The 24,809-nt window shown below is 69.3% G+C and carries 24 protein-coding genes; 15 read left to right on the plus strand and 9 right to left on the minus strand.

The genetic code is table 11. From position 1 onward, the window contains the following. Position 1: 1 nt before the first annotated feature. Positions 2-775, plus strand: a complete 774-nt coding sequence (locus ACIA58_RS33325; RefSeq protein ID WP_396407783.1) for a thiazole synthase — start codon at positions 2-4, stop codon at positions 773-775. Here the strand turns inward: ACIA58_RS33325 and ACIA58_RS33330 are convergent. After that, on the minus strand, positions 750-2,612 hold the full coding sequence (locus ACIA58_RS33330; RefSeq protein ID WP_396407784.1) for a DUF6807 family protein: 1,863 nt from the start codon (positions 2,610-2,612) through the stop codon (positions 750-752). The genes ACIA58_RS33325 and ACIA58_RS33330 overlap by 26 nt on opposite strands. Positions 2,613-2,672: 60 nt before the next feature. On the opposite strand from ACIA58_RS33330, the gene ACIA58_RS33335 reads away from it, so the two are divergent. Beyond that, the gene (locus ACIA58_RS33335) at positions 2,673-3,059 is read left to right on the plus strand and encodes a RidA family protein (protein ID WP_396407785.1); all 387 of its coding nucleotides are present in this window, start codon (positions 2,673-2,675) and stop codon (positions 3,057-3,059) included. Here the strand turns inward: ACIA58_RS33335 and ACIA58_RS33340 are convergent. Then, entirely contained in the window at positions 3,056-3,928 is an 873-nt protein-coding gene (locus tag ACIA58_RS33340; RefSeq protein WP_396407786.1) for a serine hydrolase, read from the minus strand. The genes ACIA58_RS33335 and ACIA58_RS33340 overlap by 4 nt on opposite strands. Next, positions 3,925-4,800, minus strand: a complete 876-nt coding sequence (locus tag ACIA58_RS33345; RefSeq protein ID WP_396407787.1) for a LysR family transcriptional regulator — start codon at positions 4,798-4,800, stop codon at positions 3,925-3,927. The genes ACIA58_RS33340 and ACIA58_RS33345 overlap by 4 nt, the downstream gene beginning before the upstream one ends. Positions 4,801-4,916: 116 nt before the next feature. Here ACIA58_RS33345 and ACIA58_RS33350 point away from each other — a divergent pair, with 116 nt between their 5' ends. After that, positions 4,917-5,855, plus strand: a complete 939-nt coding sequence (locus ACIA58_RS33350; protein ID WP_396407788.1) for an MBL fold metallo-hydrolase — start codon at positions 4,917-4,919, stop codon at positions 5,853-5,855. Here the strand turns inward: ACIA58_RS33350 and ACIA58_RS33355 are convergent. Next, the gene (locus ACIA58_RS33355; RefSeq protein WP_396407789.1) at positions 5,845-6,588 is read right to left on the minus strand and encodes a GNAT family N-acetyltransferase; all 744 of its coding nucleotides are present in this window, start codon (positions 6,586-6,588) and stop codon (positions 5,845-5,847) included. The genes ACIA58_RS33350 and ACIA58_RS33355 overlap by 11 nt on opposite strands. A gap of 52 nt (positions 6,589-6,640) precedes the next feature. Then, positions 6,641-8,041, minus strand: coding sequence for a PLP-dependent aminotransferase family protein (locus tag ACIA58_RS33360; RefSeq protein ID WP_396407790.1), 1,401 nt, complete (start codon positions 8,039-8,041; stop codon positions 6,641-6,643). An 80-nt stretch (positions 8,042-8,121) separates the two neighbouring features. On the opposite strand from ACIA58_RS33360, the gene ACIA58_RS33365 reads away from it, so the two are divergent. Together ACIA58_RS33365 and ACIA58_RS33370 are read left to right on the plus strand one after the other, a co-directional pair. Then, positions 8,122-9,420, plus strand: a complete 1,299-nt coding sequence (locus ACIA58_RS33365; protein ID WP_396407791.1) for an FAD-binding oxidoreductase — start codon at positions 8,122-8,124, stop codon at positions 9,418-9,420. A gap of 7 nt (positions 9,421-9,427) precedes the next feature. Beyond that, positions 9,428-9,931 carry a tetratricopeptide repeat protein gene (locus ACIA58_RS33370; protein WP_396407792.1) on the plus strand — a complete coding sequence of 168 codons (504 nt, stop codon included), beginning with the start codon at positions 9,428-9,430 and terminating at the stop codon, positions 9,929-9,931. A gap of 12 nt (positions 9,932-9,943) precedes the next feature. Here ACIA58_RS33370 and ACIA58_RS33375 read toward each other — a convergent pair whose 3' ends face one another. From ACIA58_RS33375 to nhaA, 3 genes are all read right to left on the minus strand, one after another. Beyond that, entirely contained in the window at positions 9,944-10,786 is an 843-nt protein-coding gene (locus tag ACIA58_RS33375; protein ID WP_396407793.1) for an SAM-dependent methyltransferase, read from the minus strand. Between the two features lie 113 nt (positions 10,787-10,899). Then, positions 10,900-11,337 (minus strand): rhodanese-like domain-containing protein, encoded by a 438-nt coding sequence (locus tag ACIA58_RS33380; protein WP_396407794.1) that lies wholly within the window; start codon positions 11,335-11,337, stop codon positions 10,900-10,902. 64 nt (positions 11,338-11,401) lie between these two features. Beyond that, on the minus strand, positions 11,402-13,288 hold the full coding sequence (nhaA, locus tag ACIA58_RS33385; protein ID WP_396407795.1) for a Na+/H+ antiporter NhaA: 1,887 nt from the start codon (positions 13,286-13,288) through the stop codon (positions 11,402-11,404). A 126-nt stretch (positions 13,289-13,414) separates the two neighbouring features. On the opposite strand from nhaA, the gene ACIA58_RS33390 reads away from it, so the two are divergent. From ACIA58_RS33390 to ACIA58_RS33400, 3 genes are all read left to right on the plus strand, one after another. Further along, positions 13,415-14,113 carry a GAF and ANTAR domain-containing protein gene (locus ACIA58_RS33390; RefSeq protein WP_396407796.1) on the plus strand — a complete coding sequence of 233 codons (699 nt, stop codon included), beginning with the start codon at positions 13,415-13,417 and terminating at the stop codon, positions 14,111-14,113. A 248-nt stretch (positions 14,114-14,361) separates the two neighbouring features. Beyond that, positions 14,362-15,507 carry an ROK family protein gene (locus tag ACIA58_RS33395; protein WP_396407797.1) on the plus strand — a complete coding sequence of 382 codons (1,146 nt, stop codon included), beginning with the start codon at positions 14,362-14,364 and terminating at the stop codon, positions 15,505-15,507. Between the two features lie 36 nt (positions 15,508-15,543). Beyond that, the gene (locus tag ACIA58_RS33400) at positions 15,544-16,212 is read left to right on the plus strand and encodes a GNAT family N-acetyltransferase (protein WP_396407798.1); all 669 of its coding nucleotides are present in this window, start codon (positions 15,544-15,546) and stop codon (positions 16,210-16,212) included. Here the strand turns inward: ACIA58_RS33400 and ACIA58_RS33405 are convergent. Next, positions 16,156-16,692, minus strand: coding sequence for a CGNR zinc finger domain-containing protein (locus tag ACIA58_RS33405; protein WP_396407799.1), 537 nt, complete (start codon positions 16,690-16,692; stop codon positions 16,156-16,158). The genes ACIA58_RS33400 and ACIA58_RS33405 overlap by 57 nt on opposite strands. A gap of 149 nt (positions 16,693-16,841) precedes the next feature. On the opposite strand from ACIA58_RS33405, the gene alr reads away from it, so the two are divergent. The 7 genes from alr (at position 16,842) to ACIA58_RS33440 (ending at position 24,779) form a co-directional block, all read left to right on the plus strand. Continuing rightward, positions 16,842-17,978 (plus strand): alanine racemase, encoded by a 1,137-nt coding sequence (gene alr, locus ACIA58_RS33410; protein ID WP_396407800.1) that lies wholly within the window; start codon positions 16,842-16,844, stop codon positions 17,976-17,978. Continuing rightward, complete coding sequence (locus ACIA58_RS33415; RefSeq protein ID WP_396407801.1) at positions 17,975-18,940, plus strand: D-alanine--D-alanine ligase; 966 nt, start codon at positions 17,975-17,977, stop codon at positions 18,938-18,940. The genes alr and ACIA58_RS33415 overlap by 4 nt, the downstream gene beginning before the upstream one ends. Next, on the plus strand, positions 18,937-19,596 hold the full coding sequence (locus ACIA58_RS33420) for a M15 family metallopeptidase (protein ID WP_396407802.1): 660 nt from the start codon (positions 18,937-18,939) through the stop codon (positions 19,594-19,596). Before ACIA58_RS33415 ends, ACIA58_RS33420 begins: the two co-directional genes overlap by 4 nt. A gap of 131 nt (positions 19,597-19,727) precedes the next feature. Beyond that, positions 19,728-20,222 carry an NAD(P)H-dependent oxidoreductase subunit E gene (locus tag ACIA58_RS33425; RefSeq protein WP_396407803.1) on the plus strand — a complete coding sequence of 165 codons (495 nt, stop codon included), beginning with the start codon at positions 19,728-19,730 and terminating at the stop codon, positions 20,220-20,222. Beyond that, positions 20,219-21,742, plus strand: coding sequence for a formate dehydrogenase beta subunit (locus tag ACIA58_RS33430; RefSeq protein WP_396407804.1), 1,524 nt, complete (start codon positions 20,219-20,221; stop codon positions 21,740-21,742). Before ACIA58_RS33425 ends, ACIA58_RS33430 begins: the two co-directional genes overlap by 4 nt. Further along, on the plus strand, positions 21,739-24,561 hold the full coding sequence (fdhF, locus tag ACIA58_RS33435; RefSeq protein ID WP_396407805.1) for a formate dehydrogenase subunit alpha: 2,823 nt from the start codon (positions 21,739-21,741) through the stop codon (positions 24,559-24,561). The genes ACIA58_RS33430 and fdhF overlap by 4 nt, the downstream gene beginning before the upstream one ends. Continuing rightward, positions 24,558-24,779: a formate dehydrogenase subunit delta gene (locus ACIA58_RS33440; protein ID WP_396407806.1), complete on the plus strand. Its 222-nt coding sequence runs from the start codon at positions 24,558-24,560 to the stop codon at positions 24,777-24,779. Before fdhF ends, ACIA58_RS33440 begins: the two co-directional genes overlap by 4 nt. Positions 24,780-24,809 lie beyond the last annotated feature (30 nt).

The following is a 24,809-nucleotide window of genomic DNA, read 5'->3' on the forward strand; positions in this document are numbered from 1 at the left end:
GATGGACGATCCACTGGAGCTCGGCGGGCGCACGTACACGTCCCGGCTCATCATGGGGACCGGCGGTTCGGCCAACCTGGAAGTGATGGAGGAGGCGTTGATTGCCTCCGGCACCCAGTTGACCACGGTCGCGATGCGCCGCCTCGGCACAGGGCACGAGGGCTCGGTGCTCGACGTGCTCAAGAAGCACAACATCGCCGTACTGCCGAACACGGCCGGTTGCCACACCGCCGCCGAGGCGGTGCTGACCGCGAAGCTGGCGCGGGAGGCGCTGGAGACCGACCTGATCAAGGTCGAGGTCGTCGCCGACGACCACCTGCTGCTGCCCGACCCGTTCGAGCTGCTCGACGCCGTGGAAGCGCTGGTGGCCGACGGTTTCACCGTGCTGCCGTACACGAACGACGACCCGATCCTGGCCCGCAGGCTCGAGCAGGCAGGTTGTGCGGCCGTCATGCCGTTGGCCGCACCAATCGGTTCCGCGCTCGGGATCCGCAACCCGCACAACATCGCGCTGATCGCGGAAGCGGCCGCCGTACCGGTCATCGTCGACGCCGGCATCGGTACGGCGAGCGACGCCGCGCTGGCGATGGAGCTCGGCTGTGACGCGGTGATGCTCGCGACCCCGGTCACGCGCGCCGAGAAGCCTGCGCTGATGGCCGCCGCGATGCGCGACGCCGTCTCGGCGGGCCGGGCCGCACGCCTCGCCGGCCGGGTCCCCCGGCGCTGGCAGTCGGCGCTGGCGTCGTCGCCTACAACTGGCCTGCCAACGTCTTAGCCTCGTCAAGGTCCACCGGCCGATCGAGCAGGAGTGCGCTGAGCGACACGGCCAGCTCCTGATTGGGCTGCAAGGTGAGCGGGCTGTCCCACGCGAGAGCTGGGCAGGCGCCGACGTACGAGTCGACGCGAAGGAACCATCGCCGCACGTCATCGGGCTGCACCAGCAACAGCGTCACGTCGCCCTGGACGAAGGCCAGCCACGGACTCGTCGAGCCGAACGCGGCGTCGAGGCCTTCACCATCAGCTGAGAGCACCGTCGTCGCGGCCACAGGCAAGCGCCAGAAGATCCCGCCGTACGCGGCGCCTTCACGACCGGCAGTGGTCGGGTTCTCGATCTGCACCGATCCATAGCGGGCGGTCAGGACGCTCTGCCAATCGAGTCGCCAGCCGCCGACAGCCTGCTCTCCGACGAGACGACGGCGTTCGACGAGCTGGGGTCGCCCTTGTTCGTCGTACCAGGTGAGGTCGTCGACCAGCTCGTGCTCGTTGGCGGTGACTCCGCGGCTGCGCTGCTGGCCGTGGTTCGTCAGCAGGGTGGGTCCTTGGTCGCGGACGTACGTCCGGCCGCCCCAATGCGAGGTGCCGTTGACCATCGGTACCGCGAGCGAGACGCCGTAGTGATGCCGGTGGTCGACCGGGCTCACCTCGGTCAACGGATGCCCGCCGAGCGTCCGGACCGGATGCAGGTACGGCCGCGGCGCATGTACTTGCGGCATCCGTCGGCCGAACTCGTACCGCGCCAGCAGTCCCGAGTCACTCCCGAGCGCAAAGATGTCGCCCTGTTGCTGCCACGCGACCCGACCGGCCGACGCACCGCCCTGCAACCGCGGCTCCTGCCGCACCGGCCCGGTGCTCGCACGCACCGCCAAGCGCAGCTCAGGTACGGCGTCCGCGCCGCCGTTCGGTGCGGCGATCGACGCGTGCAGCCGCCGCCACGCCAGCTCCCCGAGATCCTTCTGCGGCACCCGCACGGTCGTCAGCGACGGTACGGCGAACCGCGCGAGCCCGATGTCGTCCATCCCCGTCACCGACAGATCAGCCGGCACGGCGACGCCGACCTCGTTCAGCCTGGCCAGCAAACCGAACGCGACCAGATCGTTGAACGCGACCACCGCGGTCACATGCGACTCGAGCACCCGTTCCACCGCGGCGTACCCGTCCTCGATCGACCGCCCGCACTCGAGCCGGACAAGGTCCAGCCCCGGGATCTCCCGCTCGGCGACCTCGAGCGCCCGCACCCGGAGCATGTTCGACGCGCTCGCCGCCGGGCCCGACAGGAACGCGAGCCGCCGATGGCCGAGCCCCACCAGGTGATCGACCACGATCCGCACGGCGCGGCCGTAGTCGACCACCACCGACGAGACCTCTTCCGGACCTTGCCGGTTGACGAGGATGACCGGTTGCACCTGCGGCAACAGCTCGAGCAGCCGCTCCTCGTCCATCCGCGGCGAGACCATGATCAGCGCGTCGCACCGCCGCCGCGCCTCGATCGCGATCTCGGCCTCGGCGGTCGGGTCCTCGTCGGTCTCGGCGACGAGCACCCGGTAGCCGGCCGCGGCGGACGCGTTCGTGATGCCACGGAGGATCTGCTGGAACAGCGGATTGCCCAGGTCGGGGACGACCAGCGCGACCATGTTCGTCCGGCCGAGGGACAGGCTGCGGGCGAGGTCACTGGGCCGGTAGTTGAGCCGGTCGGCCGCCGCGCGCACCCGGGCGACGATCTCGGGTGCGACACTGAGCCGGCCGTTCATCACCCGGGACACGGTCGCCCGCGACACCTCGGCCAACCGCGCGACGTCGGCGATCGTGATCGAGTCCTTCGGTGTCCGGCCCACCTGCGTATCCTCTCTCGACGGAAACCGGTTTCTCAACCCCTGCCCGGGTATATCTGGGGGATGAGCAATCTCGAGTATCCGCGCGCGGTAGGAGTTGCCCCGGGCAACGGTTACAGCCACGTCGTGACCGGTCACGGGCAGTGGGTGGCGATCGCCGGGCAGGTCGCCCTGGACCCCGACGGCAAGCTCGTCGGCGTCGGCGATCCCGGCGCCCAGGCCGAGCAGGTGTTCGCAAACCTGGAGCGCTGCCTGGCCGCCGCCGGCGCGACCTTCGAGGACATCGCGAAGATGACCATCTTCGTCACCGACATGACGCACCTGCCGGCCATCCGCGCGGTCCGGGACCGATACATCCCCGGCACCAAGCCGGCCGCCTCCGCGGTGCAGGTAGCCGCCCTCTTCAGCCCCGAAGTGCTCCTCGAGATCGAGGCCTTCGCCATCGTCTAACGCAGGACGTCGACCGCGAGGCGGGCGGCTTCGCCGATAGCGGTGTCGACTCGGGGTTGGCGGTTGTCGCCGCGGGCGGCGAGGGTGAAGACGGCGATCGCGAATGCCGCGCCGCCCGGCAGCGTGACCACGCCGACCTCGTGCCGCAACGCCCCGAACGTCCCGGTCTTCCCCGCGACGCGTACGCCGTCGTGCGGGAAGCCGGACGCCAACCGGTGCAGGAACACCTGCCGATACATCGTCGCCTTGACGAACTCGGTCTGCTCGGGCGACAACAACTCCCCCGACCACAACCGGCGCAGCAACAGCGTCATCTCGCGCGCAGTGCTCGCCGACGCGTTCACCGCTTCGTAGATCCCGGCCGGATCGGTCCGGTCGTTGTCCGCGAGTACGGCGAGCGCCTCGTCCGGATCGTCCGTCCTGGTACGCCGCTGCAGATCGAGCAGATTGCCCGCGGTACCGCGCCGTACCCAGGTCCGCCGCAGACCGAACGACTTCAGCAACTCGCCCAGCCGCCGCAGCCCGACGACGTCCAGCAGCGCGTCCGCCGAGGCGTTGTCGGAGACCGTCATCATCGACAGCGCGAGGTCCCGCAGCGACGCCGTCACCGGGTCCGCGAACACCGACAACCCGGTCGGCCCGGCCGTCTTGGTCGACGGATCGATCGTGAGCTGCTCGCGTGGATCCACCTCGCCGAGCTCCACGAGCCGGCAGAACCCGGCCAGCAACGGCAGCTTGTAGACCGACGCCAGCGGCACGATCCCGTCCGCGTCGACCTCGACCGTCGACTCGGGCTGATCCAGTGCGACCGCATGCAGCCAGCCCCGTACGCCGGCGTCCTCGAACACGCCTCGGATCCGGGCGTTCACGACGCCACCAACGCTTCGGTCAGCTGCCTCATCACGTCGTCCGGCCGGAGGAACGGCGTACGGGTCCTCGACCACACGAGCCGGAGCCGCAACGGCAGCGGATCGTCGGCCAGCCGGTGCCGGGTCACCCCTGGCGCGGCCAGGCCCGGGTCTGCGGTCACGACGATTGCCTGTCCCGCCGCGGCCATCGCCAACCCGGCTCGCTCATCGGTGACGACGACCGTCCCGCCGGTGGGTCGATGCAGGGCGAGCGTGTCCAGGAACAGGTCGCGGGCCGCCGGAGCCTCGGTCCGCGGCCGGACCGCAACCGGGAGTCCTTTGAACTGGCGCAAACCCGCGACTTCCGCGTCGACGAGGCCGGCCGGCGCGAGCGCCCAGGTCGGGAGCAGCGAGACAGGGCCGGCTTCCAACCCGTCCAGGACGACGGGATGCAGTACGGCGGCCAAGGTCAGCCGCCCCGTATTCACCTGGTTGATCAGCGAACTGGTCGAGGCGGTCACCACCGTGACCCGACTGCCGGGGATCACCGCGCCGGAGGCCGCGGCGACAGCTGCGCCGGCCGAGGGCGGGACCTCGGGTGCGAGACCGAGCCGGATCTCCGGTCCTTCCGGATCGCGGTCGACCGCGGCCTGGTGCAGCTCCTCGATCGAGGTCAGCGCACGGCGCGCGTACGGCAGGAGCGCGGCCCCGGCGGGCGTGAGCTCGACCTGGCCGGCGCCGCGCTCGAACAGCTTGGCGCCGACGAGGGCCTCGAGGCGGCGCAGCCCCTGCGACAGCGGCGGCTGGGTGATGCCGACGACCCGGGCCGCGTCGCCGAAGTGCTGCTCCTCGGCGAGCGCGATGAAGATCTGCAGGTGTCTCTCAGTCAACATGATGTGACTGACCTGCGGTGATATCTCCAGACAATCGGCCCATGCTCAAGAGCATATTCGACAGGCCGGTCAGCGCTCGCCTTGACTGAAGGTCCAGGACGACGAGAGGAGACAGCGTGAAGGTGAGTCGGAGAGGGATGCTGACCGGCGCGGCCGCGGTCGGTGCGGCGGCGGTGGGAGCTGCCGGAGTGGTCGGCCTGGAGGGCCGGAGCGAGGCGGCGACGACGCCGGCGCCACGGCCGGAACGCGAGCCGGTCGAGCTGACCTGGTTCGGGACTCATGCGTGGCAGCTCCGGTCCGGCAAGAACGTCGTACTGACCGATCCGTGGCTGACCCGCTTCAAGACGGGCACGTTCACGCCGGAAGGTGCGGACCCGAAGACCAAGCTCGTGATCAAGCCCGAGGTGATCGACAAGCACCTGAGTACCGCCGACGCGATCCTCGTCCATCACGGGCACTACGACCACATGGCCGACGTACCGTACGTCGCGAAGAAGACGCAGGCCACCGTGCTGTGCACCGAGACGCACGCCAACCTGCTGCGCGCGATGCGGACGCCGGACGAGCTGCTCTCACCCGTGCGCGGCGGCGAGTACCTGCCGTTCGACGGCTTCACGGTCGAGGTCTTCCCGTCGCTGCACTCCTGCAGCGGCAAGCGCCACACCTACGCGTACCCGGGCTATCGGTACGCCGTACCGCCGCGTCCGCGCGTGATCGAGGACCTGGTCGAGGGCGGCACGCTCGCGTTCGTGATCACGATCGGCGGCCTGCGCATCCTCAGCCTCAGTACGGCGAACTTCGACCCGAACGCCCTGCGCGACCTGCAGGTCGACGTCGTCTTCGCGGCCCCCGGCGGCGAGCCCGGCATCACCGACCACCTGCTGCGGACCATCAAGCCGGTGCGCAAGGTGATCGCCACCCACTGGGACGACTTCGACAAGCCCCTCGACGACCCCGGCGTCCCGTGGACCGACCTCGCCCCGCTCCGGGCGTCAGTGGAACGCACCGGCGCGGAGCTCGTCGTCATCGATCACCTGCAGAAGATCACGCTTTGACGCGGTAGTGGTACCGCGAGACCGTGCTGAAGCCGAGGCTGTCGTAGAGGGTCCGGGCCGGGGTGTTGTCTTCCAGCACGCTCAGCCAGACCCACTTCACTCCGGTAGTTGTTGCTGCCTGCAACAAACCGCGGATGACGGCCGAAGCGAGGCCCTGGCGGCGGAAGCGTTCGTCGACGGCGAGGCAGTAGAGGCCGGCCGTGCCGTCGACGAGCGCGAGCCGGCCGATCGCCTTCGCCTGCCGGCCGTCGGAGATCGACGCGTAGAGAGCCTTGCCCCGGGCAAGGATCTGCTCGGCGGTGGTGCGGCTGGCTGCACCACCGCGGCCGTCGACGCTCCACCAGCAGTCCATCCAGGCGGCGGACGGAGCCCTGGAAATATTCACCTCGGCCGTCGTCTCCGGCAGCTTCGCGAGCACGTCGGAGATCGCGGCGCACTGGACCAGCGTCGGGTTGCGGACCGTGTACCCACGCGCTTCGAGATGGGCGTCCAGGTCGCTCGGCTGGACCGCCGGGCTGATCTGGAACGACGGCGTGATGTCGTGCGCGACGTACAGGCGTTCCACGTAATCCAAGGCCCCGTGGACGTCGAAGGGCGCATTGGCCGGCAGGACCGAGTTGGCTCGCAGGGTGACTCCTGCGTTGCGGCGGACCAGCCAGCCGTCGAGTTCGGTGCTGTCCGCGGCGGGCCAGGCCTGGTTCATCAGGGAGTCGATGCGAGCTGGGGCGATCACCTCACCAAGAGTAGAACCGTCCGGATCGAATTGCAATGAAATGGATATTTATTCATCGACTGCGGATCGTCGCAATCGCGTCCGCCAGCAGTTCGATGCCCTCGACAACTTCTTTCTGGTTGAGCGACCCGTAGCCGAAGACCAGCCCGCCCGGCCCCGATCCGGACACCCAGTACGGCGCCAGCCCGTACACCCCGACCCCGCGCTCCGACGCTGCCGCCCCGACCGCGTCCTCGGTGAGATCCGGCGGCAGGAAGGTCATCACGTGCAGCCCGGCCGACACCCCGACCGGCTCGAGCTCCGGGATCCGCGCCGCGAGCTCGTCGACGAGCGTGTCCCGCAGCAGCCGGTACCGCGGCCGCATCCGCCGCAGGTGCCGGTCGAACTCACCCCGCGCCACGAAGTCCGCGAACGCCAACTGGTCGAACACCGGCGACCCGCGGTCGTCCATCAGCTTCGCCTGCGCCATCGGCTCGACCAGCCAGGCCGGGAGGCTCAACCACCCCAGCCGTAGCCCGGGCGCGAGCGTCTTGCTCGCCGTCCCGGCGTACGCGACCCGCTCCGGCGCCAGCCCTTGCATCGCGCCGATCGGCTCGCGGTCGTAGCGGTACTCCGCGTCGTAGTCGTCCTCGATCACCAGCCCGTCGTGCCGGGAGGCCCACGCGACCAGCGCGGCGCGGGTCTCCGCCGAGGTGACCGCCCCGGTCGGGAACTGATGCGCAGCCGTCACCAGCACGACATCCGCGCCGGATCGTTCGAGCGCGTCGACATCGATCCCCGACTCGAGCACCGGTACGCCGACCGCCTCGAGCCCGGCCGCCCGCGCGACGTCGCGCAGATCGTTGTCGGACGGATCTTCGACCGCGAGCCGTCGGTACCCCTGCGCCGCCAGCACCTGCAGGAGCAACCGCGACCCCTGGGCGAATCCGTTGCAGATCAGCATGTTCTCCGGGCGTGCCGCCGTGCCGCGGACCCGGTTGAGGTAGTCGGCGAGCGAGGTCCGCAGCTCGATAGTGCCGCGACCGTCGATGTAGGCGAGGCTCCGGTACGGCGTCTCGTTCAGCACCCGGCGTATCGACCGGAGCCACGCGGCGCGGGGGAACTGCGAGACGTCGGGCCGGCTGTAGCGGAAATCGATCCGCGGCGGACCACTCGCGGACCTGTGCGCAGCCGTCGGTTCGACCACGGCGATATCCGCGACCTGCGTGTAGCCGCCGCCCTGGCTGACCAGATACCCCTCCGCGACCAGTTGCTGGTACGCCTCGACGACCACGCCGCGGGACAGCCCGAGGTCCTGAGCGAGCGCGCGGGTGGACGGCATCACCGTCCCGGCCCGCAGCAGGCCGGCCCGGATCCTGGTCCGGATCCCGCCCTCCAACTGCTGGTGCAGCGGCACGCCGTTGTCGCGGTCGAGCTCCACCAGGAGTTCACCAGCTCCGGAACTGGTCCTCATTCGGCTCACACAACTGGACCTTATCGGAGTACCGCTTCGCTGTCAGGGTTGTGAGCAGACCAACCGACAAGGAGAGACCGATGACCACGATGCTGCGCACCGGCGACGCCGGGTACGACGAGGCCCGGACCGTCTGGAACGCGATGATCGACCGCCGGCCGGCCGTGATCGCGCGGTGCAGCAGCACTGCGGACGTCGTCGAGGCGGTGCGGTTCGGCCGGGCGGCCGGGCTGGAGATCGCGGTCCGCTGCGGCGGGCACAACATCGCCGGCCTCGCGGTACCCGATGGTGGGCTGATGATCGACCTGACGCCGATGAACGCGGTGCACGTGGACCCCGCGCTGAAGCGAGCCTGGGTGCAGGGCGGGGCGATGCTCGGCGAGCTGGACAAGGCGGCGCAGGAGTACGGCCTGGCGACAACGGCGGGGAACGTGTCACACACCGGCGTCGGCGGCCTGACGCTCGGCGGCGGGATGGGGTGGCTGGCGCGGCGGTTCGGTCTGGCTTGCGACAACATGGTGTCCTACGAGGTCGTCACCGCGGACGGTGCCGTCGTCCGGGCGAGTGCCGACGAGAACCCCGAGCTGTTCTGGGGGCTGCGCGGCGGCGGCGGGAACTTCGGGATCGTCACGCGGTTCGAGTTCCAGCTGCACGAGATCGGGACGCGGGCGTTGATCGTCGAGTTCACCTACCCGGCGTCGGCGGGCTTCCATGTACTGCGGGGCTGGCGCGAGCTGAACGAGCGGGCGCCGCGCGAGGCCACCTTCACGGCGAGCATCAAGCCGGATTCGGTGACGATCGGGTACGTGTGGGTCGGCGAGGGTGGGTACAGCCTGCTGCCGGCGTTCCGCGCGCTCGGCCCGGTGGTCGATGAGGTTGTCGAGGAGACGACGTACCTGAAGCTGCAGACGCGCGACGACAGCGTGCAGGGTCACCGGTACCGGCGGTACTGGAAGGGGCACTACTTCAAGGCACTGCCCGACGACGCGATCCGCGCGTTGCTACGGACGCCGGGTGTGTCCGCGAGCCTGCAGGCCTACGGCGGGGCGATCGCCGACGTACCGGACGGAGACGCGGCGTTCAGTCACCGGGAGACGCTGTTCGAGTTCGTCACAGCGACCCGGTGGGAGGACGCGGAGGAGGATCGCGCGCGGATCGCCCAACTGCGCGAGTACGCCGCGACGCTGGCGCCGTACGCGAGCGGGGCGTACGTGAACACGCTGAACGGCGACCCGATCCAGCGCGCTTTCCCGCCGGCCAAGCTGGAGCGGCTGGTGGCGCTGAAGACGGCGTACGACCCGGCGAATGTCTTCCACCTCAACCAGAACATCTGCCCCGGCGAAAAAGCGGCGGCGCCCAACCAGCCGGACGCGGCATGATGGAGCTGTGAAGACTGATCTGACGCCGGAGCTGGCCGCGACGATCGAGGAGGCGTTCGCCAAGCGGGACCGGGCGAACATGGGCCCGACGATCGCCTTCTTCGAGAAGCTGCTGACCGAGCACCCGGACAACCCGCACGTGCTCTACGAGGTCGGCGGGTCGTACGACACCGCCGGCGAGGAGGAGAAGGCGGTCGGGTACTACGAACGCGCGCTGCCGGGGCTGACCGGGGAGACCCGCCGTAAGTGCCTGCTCCAGTACGGCAGCACGCTGCGCAACCTCGGGCGCTTCGACGAGTCGCTCGCGGTGTTCAAGGACGCGTGCGCGGAGTATCCCGATTCGGACTCGCTGCGGGTCTTCAAGTCGCTGACGCTGCACGCGGCCGGGAAGAACGACAAGGCGCTGGCCACACTGCTGCTGGTGATCGCCGACAAGGTCGACTCCGCGGAGATCAAGCGCTACGAAGCCGCCATCCGCGGCAACGCCGACTACCTGGCCAACCTCAGCTGAGGTTGGCCAGACCTACGCCTTGCGGGCGACGCCGCCGAAGATCGCGTCGCGGATGTCGGTCGGGTGCTCGTCCTCGACGCGGCCGCCGGGAACGTGCCACTCGCTCAGCGGGACGACGCCCGGCTCGAGGATCTCCAGGTCGCCGAACAGGGACGAGATCTGCTCGACCGACCGGAACGCCAGCGTCGGGAACGCGTCCTTGACGTTCTCGAGCAGCTCGGCGACGAGCACGTCGACCGGACCTCCGTCGCCCGGGTTGCACGCGTGCGTGATCGCCAGATACGACCCCGGCGGCAGGGCGGCGGCGTACTTCCGGGCGATGTCCAGGGTCTGTTCGTAGTCGGCGATGTGGTGCAGCATCAGCGCCATCACCAGCGCGACCGGCTCGCCGGCGGCCAGCAGATCCCGGATCGACGGGTCGGCCAGCACCTCCTCCGGCTTGGTCAGGTCCGCCGCGGTGAACTGCGTCCGGTCGTTGTCCAGCAGCAGGGCCCGACCGTGGGCGACCACGGACGGGTCGTTGTCGATGTAGATCACCGAGGCGTCCGCGTTGACCTTCTGGGCGATCTGGTGCGTGTTCTCCGCGGTCGGCAGGCCGGAGCCCGCGTCGATGAAACGCCGTACTCCGGCCTCCTCGGCCAGCCAGGTGATCACGGTGTTGAGCCAGCGCCGGTTCGCCTTCGCCCACTCGGGGGTCTCGGGCGCGATCTTCATGATCTGCCGATAGAGCTCACGGTCGGACTCGTAGTTGTCCTTGCCGCCCAGGGCGTAGTCGTACACCCGGGCGACGCTCGGCCGTGTCGTGTCGATCCCGAACGCGACCAGCCCACCGTTATTCATCGGCTGATCGGTCACACTGTCTCCTCGCCTCGAGGCTCTCCACGTCCACTACGAGGGTAACGCACAGAGAGTCAGCGTTTCACCACGGCGAGTTCAGTCTGTGTAAAACCTCAACACCTACAGGGGTTTCAGCAAGCGCACGCCACCCCACGCGGCGCGGTGAGCGGATCCGGCCGCCGCCGATCGACCCCGTCGTCCGTCTCCACCGGCAGGCCCTCACGGGTCCAGTACTCGAACCCGCCGATCATCTCCTTCACCGCATACCCGAGCTTCGCGAACTCGAGCGCGGCGCGGGTCGCACCGTTGCATCCCGGCCCCCAGCAGTACGTGACGACGGCCGCGCCTTCGGGTACGACGGACGCCGCGCGGGCCGCGATCTCCCGGGTCGGCAGGTGAACAGCACCTGGCACGTGCCCCTGGTCCCAGCTCTCCTGACTGCGGCTGTCGATCAGCACCCAGCCCGTCACCCCGCCGCCGATGTCCGAGGCGACATCTGACACATCTGTTTCATAGGCCAGCCGCTCCGCGAAGTGTGCGACGGCGGCCTGGTCGATCTGCTTGGTCATGGAGCCAGCGTCTGCGATCCGGCGGTACGGCGACAGTGGCGGAAATGCCCTAGTGCATCAAGATTCAGCCACTGCGGTCGGTGATCTTGGCCCGCGCGCGTGCCACCTTGATCGCCGCCTTCAAGGTCTCCACGTCGTACGCGCCGTAGTGCCGCTGACCGTTCACGAAGAATGTCGGCGTACCGGACACTCCGCTGGTGTCGGCGGACTCCACGTCCTGCGCGACCCGGGCCGCGGCCACGTGCCGCTTCACGTCGTCGTGCAACTTGTCGGCGTCCAGTCCGAGTTGCCTGGCGTACCCGATGAGGTCGGTCGGCTGCAGGTTGTCCTGGTTCGCGAGAAGCAGGTCGTGCATCTCCCAGAACGCGCCCTGCGCGGCCGCCGCCTCCGACACCTCGGCGGCGATCTGCGCTCGCGGGTGCACGTCGGACAGAGGCAGGTGCCGCCACACGAAGCGCAGATCGTCGTCCTGCAGGACGTCCCGGACGACGGACTCGGCCCGCCCGCAGTACGGACACTCGAAGTCGCCGTACTCGACCAGCGTCACCGACGCCGTCTCCGGCCCGCGGATGTGGTCCCGCTCCGGGTCGACCGGGTCGGTCAGGTCTTGTAGCTGCTCCGCGTTGCCGAGCAGGGCGAGCGCCTTCTTCGGCGGGGAGAGCAGCTTGGCGGCGCGGAACACCAGCCAGGTGAGCCCCGCCGCGATGACGACCGCCGACAGCAGGCCGACCTTCGCCTCGGCCAGCTGCGATCCGTCGAACGCGATCGTCGCGATCAGCAGCGAGACGGTGAAGCCGATCCCGGCGATCGTCCCGCTGCCGAGCACTGCCGCCCAGCCGACGCCCGGCCGGATCCGCCCGCCGCTGAGGCGTTCCAGCAGCCAGGACACCGACGTCACGGCAACCGGCTTGCCGATCACGTACCCGAGCAGGATGCCGAGCGTGATCGGCGACGTGAACGCACGCCCGAGGAACGCCATGTCGATCGTCACCCCGGCGTTCGCGAGCCCGAACAGCGGGACGATCAGGTAGCTGGTCCACGGGTGGTAGAGGTACTGCAGGCGCTCGTTCGGCGAGATCGTCGTGGTGAGGCCGACGGTCGCGGAGCGCGCCAGTTCCGGAGTCGGCTGCTCGCGGAACAGGCGGAACAGGCCGGTCGCCTCCTCCAGTTCCTCCCGTCCGGGTGAGTACGCCGGGGCGGTCAGGCCGATCGCCAGGCCGGCTACGACCGGGTCGACCCCGCTTTTCAGCAGAGCGGCCCACATCAGTACGCCGAGAACGACGTACACCCAGGCTTTGCGGACGTGGAACAGCGAGAGGGTCAGTACGATCGCGAACGCGATGATCGCCAGCACGAGCGGCATCAGCTTGATGTCCTCGCTGTAGACGACCGCGATGACAACCAGTGCGAGCAGGTCGTCGACGACGAAGACCGTCAGCAGGAACACCCGCACCCGGTCCGGCACACCGCGGCCGACGAGCGCGAGCAGACCGAGGGCCAGCGCGGTGTCGGTCGACATCGCGACGCCCCAGCCGTGCGACCCCGGGCCGCCGGCGTTGAGCGCCAGGTAGATGAGCACCGGAGCGACCATTCCGGCGATCCCGGCCAGCATCGGCAGCACGAAGCGGCTGCGCTCGCGCAGGTCGCCGAGGTCGAACTCGCGGCGCGCCTCCAGGCCCACGACGAGGAAGAACAGCGTCATCAGGCCGCTGTTGATCCACTCGCGCAGATCCAGGCTCAGTTCGCCGTCGCCCAGCCCGATGGACAGCTGCGTCCGCCAGAGGTCGTCGTACATGCCCGGGAAGAGGTTCGCCCAGACCAGGGCGAGCACGATCGCGGCCGCGAGAACGCCGGAACTCCCCGCCTCGGTCCGGAGAAACGACCGCAGCGGCGCCGCAACCTCGCGCCGCCAGTTGGTCCGCCCACTCAACAGACCAGACAAGTCCGCCACACGCAAACTGTAACCAGCCCCGCGCGGAGGGCCGTGGGGTGTTCTTTTGGTGGACTGGCTAACGGTGGCGGAGGGCTGGGCTGCATGATGTGCGTGCCCGATGCACGTACCTGTCCTGGAGCCCCTGTGACCGAGTCTGACCTCGCTACGTCGGCGGATACGTTTGCCCGGCTGGCGATCGAGTTGCATGATGCGCCTGGTGTCGAGGAGACCGTCGACGCTGTTGTGCAGTTCGCGCTGCAGGCTTTGAACTGCATGTACGCCGGCGTGGCCTTGTACACGCGCGGCTCCCGGGCGGAGATCGCCGCGGTCACCGACCCCGTGGTCGCCGATGTCTACGAGCTGCAGATCAGCACCGAGACCGGCCCGCTGGTCACCGCGCTGCGGGAGCGCACGGCGATCCTGATCCGGGACACCTACACCGACGACCGCTGGCCGGAGTGGGCGGCGAAGGTTGCGGCGCTCGGCGTACGCAGCGTTCTCGACGTACCGTTGGCGACCGGTGACGCAACGCGACAGACCGTCGGCGTACTGGGGTTGTACAGCCCGATGCCGGACGCGTTCAGCGCCGACGACGAGGCGATCGCGTACATCCTCGCGCGGCATGCGTCGGTCGCGGTGGCCTCCGCGCGGCACGAGGAGACGATGGCGCAGGCGGTCGACGCGCGGAAGCTGGTCGGCCAGGCGATGGGCATCCTGATGGAGCGTTTCGACGTGGACGCGGACCGGGCGTTCGCGATCCTCAAGCGGTACTCCCAGGACACCAACACCAAGCTCCGCGACGTCGCCCAGCACCTGGTCGACACCCGGAAACTCCCGCACTGACCGACTGCGGCGCATTCTGACACCGTTGTCCAGGCAACACCGGCCGAAATCCGTTGCATACTTCGAGAAGAGTTGGGTACTTCGCCTGCACGGTGTTCACTCGATTCGAGGGGTGTGGACATCTGTCTGTCATTGGGTGAGCTTGACGCCGGGATTTGTGCGGCCAGAACGGCGGACCGGGTCACGTCCCGGCGTCCTCACCCTTGCAGCAGCTCTCGTCGCGGTGAGCCGCCGGTTACCCTGACGCAATGGGCGCCTGGCAGCCGTTGTCCGGTCCGTCCCGGCAGGTCGCGTTGGAGATCCTGCTGGACGGCCCGTTGTCGCGCGCCGAGTTGTCCCGCCGCGTCGGCCTTTCACCCGGCAGCCTGACGCGCCTGACCAAGCCGATGGTCGAGTCCGGCCTGCTGGTCGAGGTCGAAGGCGGCCCGACGGACGCCCGGGTCGGTCGCCCGTCGCAACCGCTCGACCTCGACGCGAACGCCCACCATTTCGTCGGCATCAAGCTCACCGGCGACTCGGCGATCGGCGTACTGACGACCCTGCGCGCGGACGTGATCGCAAGCGTCGAGCGCCCGCTGACCGATCCGACCCCTTCCGTGGTCGCCGACCTCGTCCTGGATCTCACCGACGAGCTGGCGGTCCAGGTGCCTGGCGGTACTGCGATCACCGGGCTCGGCGTCTCGATCGGCGGCCGGGTCGCGGACGGATCGGAGGTCCGCTGGGGCCCGTACCTCAACTGGGTCGACGTACCGTTCGGAGAGATCCTCGCCGCGCACACGAGCGTCCCTGTCGTGGTCACGAACGACCTGACCTCGCTCACCGAGGCCACCCACTGGTTCGGCGCCGGCCGCAACTCCGACCGCTTCGTGCTGGTCACGATCGGCGCCGGCGTCGGGTACGGGCTCGTCGTCCACAACCAGGTCGTCGACAGCCCCGACGTCACCATCGGCCTGATCGGCCATCACCCGCTTCTGCCGGACGGCCCGACCTGCGACCGCGGCCACCACGGCTGCGCGCTCAGCCTGCTGACCGTCGGCGCCATCACCGACCAGGTCGGTACGGCGATCGGCCGGCAGGTCGGGTACGACGAGGCGCTCGATCTCGCCGCCAAAGGCGATCCGGGCGCGCGCGAGGTGATCGACCGGGCCGGTCGCGCGCTCGGCAAGCTGATCGCGGCGGCGGCGAACTTCACCATGCCCGAACTCGTCGTCCTCGGCGGCGAGGGCGTCCGCCTGGCCGAGGTGGCGCACGACGATCTGCTGGCGGCCCTGCACGCCGACCGGCACCCGTCGGCCGCCGAACTGCCGATGGTTCTCCAGCCCGCCGACTTCAGCGAATGGGCGCGAGGCGCCGCGGTCGTCGCCATCCAGACCTTCGTACTCGGCACTACGTAACTGACTATTTCGAGATAAGCAGTTACACTCGCCGGCATGGACCTCGTGAGGCGATGGTTGGAGGGCTGGCGGCTGTGCCGCGGGCTGGAGCCGGTGATCGAGTACGGCGACGCGTACGCCGTCGTACTGCGCTTGCCGGGTCGGGAGCGGGAGCTGTTCGCGCGCAGTGATGATGCGGCCGCCGTGGACAGGCTTGCCGCAGGGCTGAGCGCGGACACCTGGCTGACCGTTACCACTCAAGACGGCAACGAGATTGCGCGCCTGCTCGAGGCCGCCGGTGTCCGGCCGTTCGAGGAGCAGAAGACGCTGATGTCGATCGACCTGCACAACCACCCGACGCCGCAGGTCGGGACATCGGCGGTGGAAGAGCTCGAGTCGGACGGCCCGCTGGAGTACGTGCGGGTGCTGATCGACGGCACGATCGCCGCCCGCGGCATGGTGGCGATCGTCGGCACGGACGCGGTGATGCACGACATCCACACCGATCCGGACTTCCGGCGACGAGGCCTCGGCAGCGTCGTCATGGGTGCGTTGACCCGGCGCGCACTCGAGCGTGGTGCGACCATGGGCCTGCTGATGGCAACCACCGACGGGTTCCACCTCTACCGGAAGCTCGGCTGGTTGCCAGAAGCAACCATGGTGACGGCGTCAGGAGACGCGCGCGCGGTGAGCGGCGACCTTGGTGCGGTTCTGACAGGCCGTTGAGCAGAACCGCTGCGTGCGGTTGCGGGTCGAATCCAGGAACACGTCCTCGCATCGGGTCGCCTCGCAGCGGCGGAGCCGTTCGACCTCGCCGCTGCCGAGCAGCATCGCTACGGCGGTGGCGAGCTCAGCCAGCCAGCCGGTGGCTTCGTCCGGGCTGCCGAAGTGCAGATGCCAGGGCGCGCCCTCGCCGCGGACGAGTTGCGGTGCCGCCTTCGTCTCCTTGAGCAGCCCGTTCACGAGGTCGACGGCAGCGTCGACATCCGGCAGCCGGCGCAGAGCGTCGTACAAGGTCGTGGCGCCGGCCGCGTAGTCGGCGGCCTCGACGGCGGGGACGCGGTTGGTCGTCAGGCGGAGCGCGGCGCGGACGGCGCCGACGTCGGGGGGCGCCGCCGGACGACCCTGGCGCGGGTCGGATCCGAAGGTGTTCGCCAGCGCGATCGCCGCGGACAACGACGCCTTCAGGTGATCGGTGGCCTCCACGCCTCCAGTATCCCCCGGAAAGTTCGGTGACCGGGGGGAAGTTGATTCAGGTGGATGACGGGGGTCATACCAGGGTCGTAGTCAGCAGCCGCGCACATCCGTCCGCGATCCGATGAAGCGGATCGTTGCCGGAAACAACAATGAGTGACATGACCCTGGTTCAGTCCCGCCACCGCCCGGCGACACGTGGGATCGCCGGATTGTCGGAGGCCGTCGTCGACCTGTCCGCCATTCGTGCCAATGTCCGGACGTTCCGGCGGCAGGTGCCGCAGGAGGTCCTGGCCGTGGTGAAGGCCGACGCCTTCGGGCACGGCGCCGTACCGGTGGCCCGCGCGGCGGTCGAGGCCGGGGCGACCTGGCTCGGCGTCGCACATGCCGACGAGGCGTTGCAGCTCCGCGCGGCCGGGCTGACCGTACCGATCCTGACCTGGTTGTACGACGCAGCTGAACTGATGCTGCTCGGCGATGTGGACGTCGACGTGAGCGTCTCGACCGTTGCCGAGCTGCAGCGGCTCGTCTCCATCCCATCCGTCCACTCCGTGCACCTGAAGCTGGACACCGGTCTCCACCGAGCCGGCAGTGCACCTGACCAGTGGATCGAACTCACCCGAACGGCGGCGCACTACGAGGCGCTCGGCGCCGTCACGGTCCGCGGGATCTGGTCGCATCTCTCGCACGGCGACTCCGCCGGTGCCGTGCAGAGCACGCGGCAGTTGCAGCTCCTGCGGACCGGGGTAGGTCTCGCGCGCCGGGCCGGGCTGCGGCCCGGCGTCCTACACCTGGCCAACTCGGCCGGTGCGATCACGCTCGACGCGCCGGACTGCAACCTGGTCCGGATCGGAGCCGGGCTGTACGGGATCGACGAGGTCGGGCTCGGGCTGCGGCCGGCGATGCGGTTGATGAGCAAGCTGACCCAGGTACGGCGGATCCGCGCGGGTGAAGGGGTTTCGTACGGGCACGACTTCGTGACGGACTCCGACACCACGATCGGCCTGGTCCCGATCGGGTACGCCGACGGCATCCCGCGGGTCGCCGTACGGCGGGCGAGCGTGCTGTGCCGCGGCGTACGGATGCCGGTGATCGGGCGGATCGCGATGGATCAGTTCGTGGTCGACGCAGGTGATGTCGCGGTCGAACCGGGTGAACCGGTCACGATCTTCGGCGACGGGTCGGCAGGTGAGCCGACCGCGTCCGACTGGGCCGACTGGGCCGGCACCATCCCGCACGAGATCTACTGCGGCATCGGGTCCCGGGTAACTCGTCGTTACGAGGAGGGCAGTCGATGAAGGTCGCAGTGGTGATGGGTGGAGCGAGCCCGGAGCACCAGGTATCGCTTGCCAGCGGCAAGGGGATCGCGAAGGCGGTCGAGCTGCTCGGCCATACGGCGATCCCGATGGTGATCGATGCCAAGGGCCACTGGATGGACGGGCAGCACGAGGCGATCGAGATCCTGCAGGCGTGCGATGTCACCGTCCCGGCCCTGCACGGCGAGGGCGGCGAGGATGGTCGGCTGCAGGGCTTCCTCGAGCAACTGGGGGTCCTGTACGTCGGCAGCGGTATCGCGGCGAGCGCCGTCGGCCTGGACAAGCACCTGACCAAGGCCGTCCTGCGGGCACACGGCCTCCCGGTCACACCGGGCATCACGCTCCGCGGGACCGAACTGACCGACACCGAAGCGGCTCTGCAGAAGCTGAAGGCAGCCGGCCTGGACTTCCCGCTGTTCGTGAAGCCGGGCAACGGCGGTTCGAGCTTCGGGGTGACCCGGGCAACCAACCTGCCGACGCTACTGGCCGCGATCGCGGACGCCGCCGCACTCGATCCGCAGGTGCTGGTGGAGCGGGAGATGCTCGGACGCGAGATCGACCTCGCGGTGCTCGAGTTCCCGGACGGGCGGATCGAGACCGCGCCGGCGTTGGAGATCCATGCCGACCCGGAGCAGCCGTTCTTCAACGCGACCGCGAAGTACGACAGCTCGGCCACGCGATTCGTCGTACCGGCGCCGCTCGATGCTGGATTGGCCGAGCGGTTGCGGCGTACGGCGATCGACGTCTTCGAAACCCTCGGGTGTTCGGGGCTTGCCCGGGTGGACTTCTTCGTACCGAACGACGGGGAGCCGGTGGTCAATGAGATCAACACGTTCCCCGGGTTCACGCCGGCGTCGCAGTTCCCGCGGATGTGGGCCGCGGCCGGACTGTCGTACGCCGAGGTGGTCGACACCCTGATCCGTACGGCGGTGGCGCGCGGATGACCGTACTGCTCAGCGACGACCGGATCACGAGCATCCCGGCGATCGAGAACGGCGAGCCGCTGGTCGAGCTGTTCACCCGGGATGTGGCGACGACCGGCCGGCAATTCGCCCGGGAGAGCGTTGCGGACCGGCTCGCGCTGGCCGACACGTTCCTGCCGGCGGGCGTCCGGCTGCAGGTCGTCGAAGGACTGCGCCCGGTCGAGAGCCAGCAGGAGATCTACGACGGCTACCGCGCCGAGCTCGAACGGCTACATCCCGGCATCTCCGACCACGACGTGCACGTCCTGGCCAGCCGGTTCGTGTCCCCGGTCGAGGTCGCGCCACATGTAGCCGGCGCGGCCGTCGATCTGACCCTGGTAGGCGCCCACGGCCCGCTCGACCTCGGCACCCCGATCGACGCCACACCCGAGCAAAGCAACGGCGCATGCTTCTTCGCCGCAACCAACATCAGCCGCGAGGCCCGGACCAACCGCGCCCTACTGGCCGACGTACTCACTGCGGCCGGCCTGGTCAACTACCCCACCGAGTGGTGGCACTGGTCCTACGGCGACCGCTACTGGGCCTACACCGAAGACCGCCCCGCCGCCCTCTACGGTCCGGCTCTGCATCTCGACAGGAGGTGTCCGCCGATCAGAGCCCGATCCACGCTCGGCTGACCGGGCGTCCCTCGCCAGTGGGCGTATACGTACTGTCGAGCTGCAGGTCGGGCCGCCTGATAGGTGCCGGCTATCAGGTCATAGGCAGCATTGCTTTGACCAGGCGGTAGTGGCGACGGAATGTTGTATACATGACGAGTGAGGTTCTGGCCACCGCCCCCGTCCCGGTCCCCGGGCGTGCCCAACGAGTGCGCGAGATCGCGGGTGAACTGCGCGCGTTGCGCGGCGCCCTGATCCCGATCCTGCATGCGGTGCAGGAGGAACTGGGGTACGTCGCTCAGGACGACGTCGCGGTGGTGGCCGACGTACTCAACTTGTCGGTGGCCGAGGTGCACGGGGTGGTCACGTTCTACAAGGACTTCCGGCGGGCTCCTGCCGGTCGTACGACGGTGGCCGTTTGCCAGGCGGAGGCCTGCCGTGCCGTCGGTGCGGTCGAGTTGGCCGACTATGCGCGGCTGCGTACCGGTTGTGGTTTCGGTGAGACCTCGGCCGACGGGCGCATCACGCTCGACGAGGTGTTCTGCTTCGGGAACTGCGCGCTGGGGCCGACGGTGCAGGTCGGCGGGAAGCTGCACGGGCGAGTCAGCCCCGCCCGCCTCGATGCATTGCTGGGAGAAACGCGATGAAGATCTTCGTGCCGCGGGATTCGGCTGCTCGTTCGGTGGGGGCGGATGAGGTAGCCGAGCGGATCGCCGCGCAGGCCCAGGTCCGTGATGTCGAGATCGTGCGCACCGGCTCGCGGGGGATGTTGTGGCTGGAGCCGTTGGTCGAGGTCGAGACGGCCGCCGGACGGGTCGGCTACGGCCCTGTCGCGCCGGAGGACGTGGACGGGTTGATTGCCGGCGGGATGCTCAGCGGCGAAGGTGACTCGTTGGGTCTGGTGGAGGAGTTGCCGTGGATGCGGCGGCAGGAGCGGCTGACGTTCGCGCGGGTCGGCGTGGTGGATCCGCTGTCGGTCGTGGACTACACGGAGCACGGCGGGATAGCCGGGCTGCGGACAGCTCTCGCGATGGAGCCTGGCGATGTCGTCGAGGCAGTGGTCGATTCCGGGCTGCGTGGGCGCGGCGGCGCGGGGTTCCCGACCGGGATCAAGTGGCGGACGGTGCTCGGCGCCGAGGCGGAGCTCAAGTTCGTGTGCTGCAACGCGGACGAAGGCGATTCGGGCACGTTCGCGGATCGGATGCTGATCGAGGGTGATCCGTTCACGTTGATCGAGGGGATGACGATCGCGGCGTACGCCGTCGGCGCCGCGGAAGGGTACGTCTACCTGCGTTCGGAGTACCCGGACGCGGTGGCGACGCTGAAGAGCGCGATCGAGGTTGCTCGGGCGGAGGGCTGGTTGGGGCCGGACATTCTCGGCTCAGGGTTCGGCTTCGACCTGCACGTCCGGGTCGGCGCGGGTGCGTACATCTGCGGCGAAGAGACCTCGATGCTCGACAGCCTGGAGGGCAAACGCGGCGTGGTCCGCGCGAAACCGCCGATCCCCGCCCTGCAAGGGCTTTTCGGCCGGCCGACCGTCGTCAACAACGTGTTGTCCCTGGCAACCGTCCCGACGATTCTCGCGCACGGGGCCGAGGCCTACGCGAACTACGGCACCGGCCGATCGCTCGGCACCAGCGTCTTCCAGCTCGGCGGGAACGTGGCCCGCGGCGGGATCGTCGAGACCGCGTTCGGCATCACGCTCGGCGAACTGGTGAACGACTTCGGCGGCGGAACAGCCAGTGGACGGCCGACGAGAGCCGTCCAGGTCGGCGGCCCGCTCGGCGCCTATCTCCCGGTCGAGCAGTTCGACCTGCCCATGGACTACGAGGCGTTCGCCCAAGCCGGCGCGATGGTCGGACACGGCGGGATCGTGGTTTTCGACGACACCGTGGACATGGCCGCGATGGCGCGCTTCGCGTTCGAGTTCTGCGCGGCCGAGTCGTGCGGCAAGTGCACGCCGTGCCGGGTCGGCGCGGTCCGCGGTGTGGAGACCATCGACCGGATCCTGGCTGCCACAGCCGGCACCGAGCGCGACAAGAACCTTGTCGTCCTCGAGGACCTGTGCGAACTGATGACCGACGGCTCGCTCTGCGCGATGGGCGGCCTGACCCCGATGCCCGTACTCAGCGCCGTCCGCCACTTCGGAGAGGACTTCAACGCATGACTCTGCTCAAAGAGCCCGATTTCGGTACGCCGGCCCGTCCCGGCGAGGCGACGGTCGACCTGACCATCGACGGGGTCGACGTGACGGTCCCACCTGGTACGTCGGTGATGCGCGCGGCCAAGGAGGCGGGGGTCGACGTACCGAAGCTGTGTGCGACCGACAACCTGGAGGCGTTCGGGTCGTGCCGGCTGTGCGTGGTCGAGATCGACGGCGTGAAGGGCACTCCGGCTTCGTGTACGACGCCGGTCCGCGAGGGCATGAACGTCCGCACCCAGAACGAGCGACTCGGCAAACTCCGCCGCGGCGTGATGGAGCTGTACATCTCCGATCACCCGCTCGACTGCCTGACGTGTTCGGCCAACGGCGACTGCGAACTGCAGGACATGGCCGGCGTCACCGGGCTGCGCGAGGTCCGCTACGGCTCGGGCGTCGAGGCCGGCGCGAACCACATGGATCTGGAGACCGACACCTCCAACCCGTACTTCGATTTCGAGGCGTCCAAGTGCATCGCCTGTTCGCGCTGCGTCCGCGCCTGCGACGAAGTACAGGGAACTCTGGCGCTGACGATCGAAGGGCGTGGGTTCGATTCCAAGGTCGCGGCCGGTGCCGGGGTGTCGTTCCTGGAGTCGGACTGTGTGTCGTGCGGCGCGTGTGTGCAGGCATGCCCGACCGCGACCCTGCAGGAGAAGTCGGTGGTCGAGCTCGGGATGCCGACGCGGACCGTCCTGACGACGTGCGCGTACTGCGGGGTCGGCTGCTCGTCCAAGGCCGAGCTGCGCGGTGACGAGCTGGTCCGGATGGTCCCGTACAAGAACGGCGGCGCGAACGAGGGGCATTCGTGCGTGAAGGGCCGGTTCGCGTTCGGGTACGCATCGCACCCCGATCGGGTGCTCGAGCCGATGGTCCGCGACACGATCGCCGACGAGTGGCGGACGGTCTCCTGGGAGGAGGCGATCACGTTCACCGCGCGCCGGCTGCGGGAGATCCAGGCCGAGCACGGCCAGGGCTCGATCGGCGCGATCACGTCGTCGCGGACGACCAACGAAGAGGTGTACGCCGTCCAGAAGATGGTCCGCGCGGTCTTCGGCAACAACAACGTCGACACGTGCGCCCGGGTCTGCCACTCGCCGACCGGGTACGGGCTGAAGCAGACGTTCGGCGAATCGGCCGGCACGCAGGACTTCCGGTCTGTGGACGAGTCCGATGTGATCCTGGTGATCGGGTCCAACCCGACCGACGCGCACCCGGTGTTCGGGTCGCGGATGAAGCAGCGGATCCGCCAGGGCGCGAAGCTGATCGTGATCGATCCCCGCCGGATCGACCTGGTCCGGTCGCCGCACGTCGAGGCGGCGTACCACCTCGAGCTACGGCCGGGCACGAACGTCGCGATCATCAACGCGCTCGCGCATGTAGCGGTCACCGAAGGGCTGGTCGACCGCGAGTTCGTCGCCGCCCGGTGCGAGGACTTCGAGACCTGGGAGGCGTTCATCGCCCAGCCCGAGCACAGTCCCGAGGCGGTCGCCGAGATCTGCGGCGTACCGGCCGCGGAGATCCGCGCGGCGGCCCGGTTGTACGCGACCGGTGGGAACGCGGCGATCTACTACGGCCTCGGCGTCACCGAGCACAGCCAGGGCTCCACGATGGTGATGGGGATGGCGAACCTCGCGATGGCGACCGGCAACATCGGCCGCGCCGGCGTCGGCGTGAACCCGATGCGCGGACAGAACAACGTGCAGGGATCGTGCGACATGGGTTCGTTCCCGCACGAGCTGCCCGGGTACCGGCACGTGTCGGACGACGACGTCCGCGGGATCTACGAGCACCTCTGGGGTACGCCGATCCTGAACGAGCCGGGGCTGCGGATCCCGAACATGTTCGACGCGGCGATCGACGGGTCGTTCCGGGCGTTGTTCGTGCAGGGCGAGGACATCGCCCAGTCGGACCCGAACACGCAGCACGTCTTCGCGGCGCTGGGCGCACTGGATCTGCTCGTCGTCCAGGATCTGTTCGTCAACGAGACGGCGAAGTTCGCGCACGTTCTGTTGCCGGGGACATCCTTTCTGGAGAAGGACGGGACGTTCACCAACGCCGAGCGTCGGATCAACCGGGTGCGGCCGATCATGGCGCCGCAGACCGGGAAGCAGGAGTGGGAGATCGTCTGCGAGATCGCGCAGGCGATGGGGTATCCGATGCACTACGACTCGGCCGCGCAGATCATGGACGAGATCGCGGTGACGACGCCCACCTTCATGGGGGTCTCGTTCGCCAAGCTGGACGAGCTGGGGTCGATCCAGTGGCCGTGCAACGTCGAGCATCCCGACGGTACGCCGATCATGCACGAGGACGAGTTCACCCGCGGCAAGGGCCGGTTCATGGAGACCGTGTACGTGCCGACGTCGGAGCGGTCGACGCGGAAGTTCCCGTTGATCCTGACGACGGGGCGGATCCTCTCGCAGTACAACGTCGGCGCGCAGACCCGGCGGACGGCGAACGTCGCGTGGCATTCGGAGGACGTGCTGGAGATCCATCCGCACGACGCCGAGGTGCGCGGGGTCTCCGACGGTGATCTGGTCGCGCTGTCGAGCCGGGTCGGCCGCACCGAGCTACGGGCGAAGATCTCGGACCGGATGCCTGTCGGGGTCTGCTACACGACCTTCCACCATCCGGTCAGCGGCGCGAACGTCGTCACGACCGACAACTCGGACTGGGCCACCAACTGCCCGGAGTACAAGGTCACCGCGGTCCAGGTGGACCTGATCCCGGCGCCGGTCGCCGCGGACGCCGTACCCGAGCCAGTCGTTGCAGGAGGCAACCGATGAGCGGCGGGGTGCCGCCGCACGTGCGGTTGGCGAACGAGATCGCCGCGCAGTTCGCGCACCGCTCCGACGAGGACGCCGCGACCGTGATCGCCAACCACGTGAAAGCGACGTGGGACCCACGGATGAAGCAGGCGCTGATCAGCCACGCCGAGTCCGGCGCCACCGACCTCTCCCCCGCGGCGGTGCTGGCCGCTCGCCGCCTCCAGGCCGCGCGGTGACCCATCCCACACCGTCCGGCGGGCCGGATT

This window comes from Kribbella sp. NPDC051586 (assembly GCF_044453965.1).
In the GTDB taxonomy this organism is placed as follows: domain Bacteria; phylum Actinomycetota; class Actinomycetes; order Propionibacteriales; family Kribbellaceae; genus Kribbella.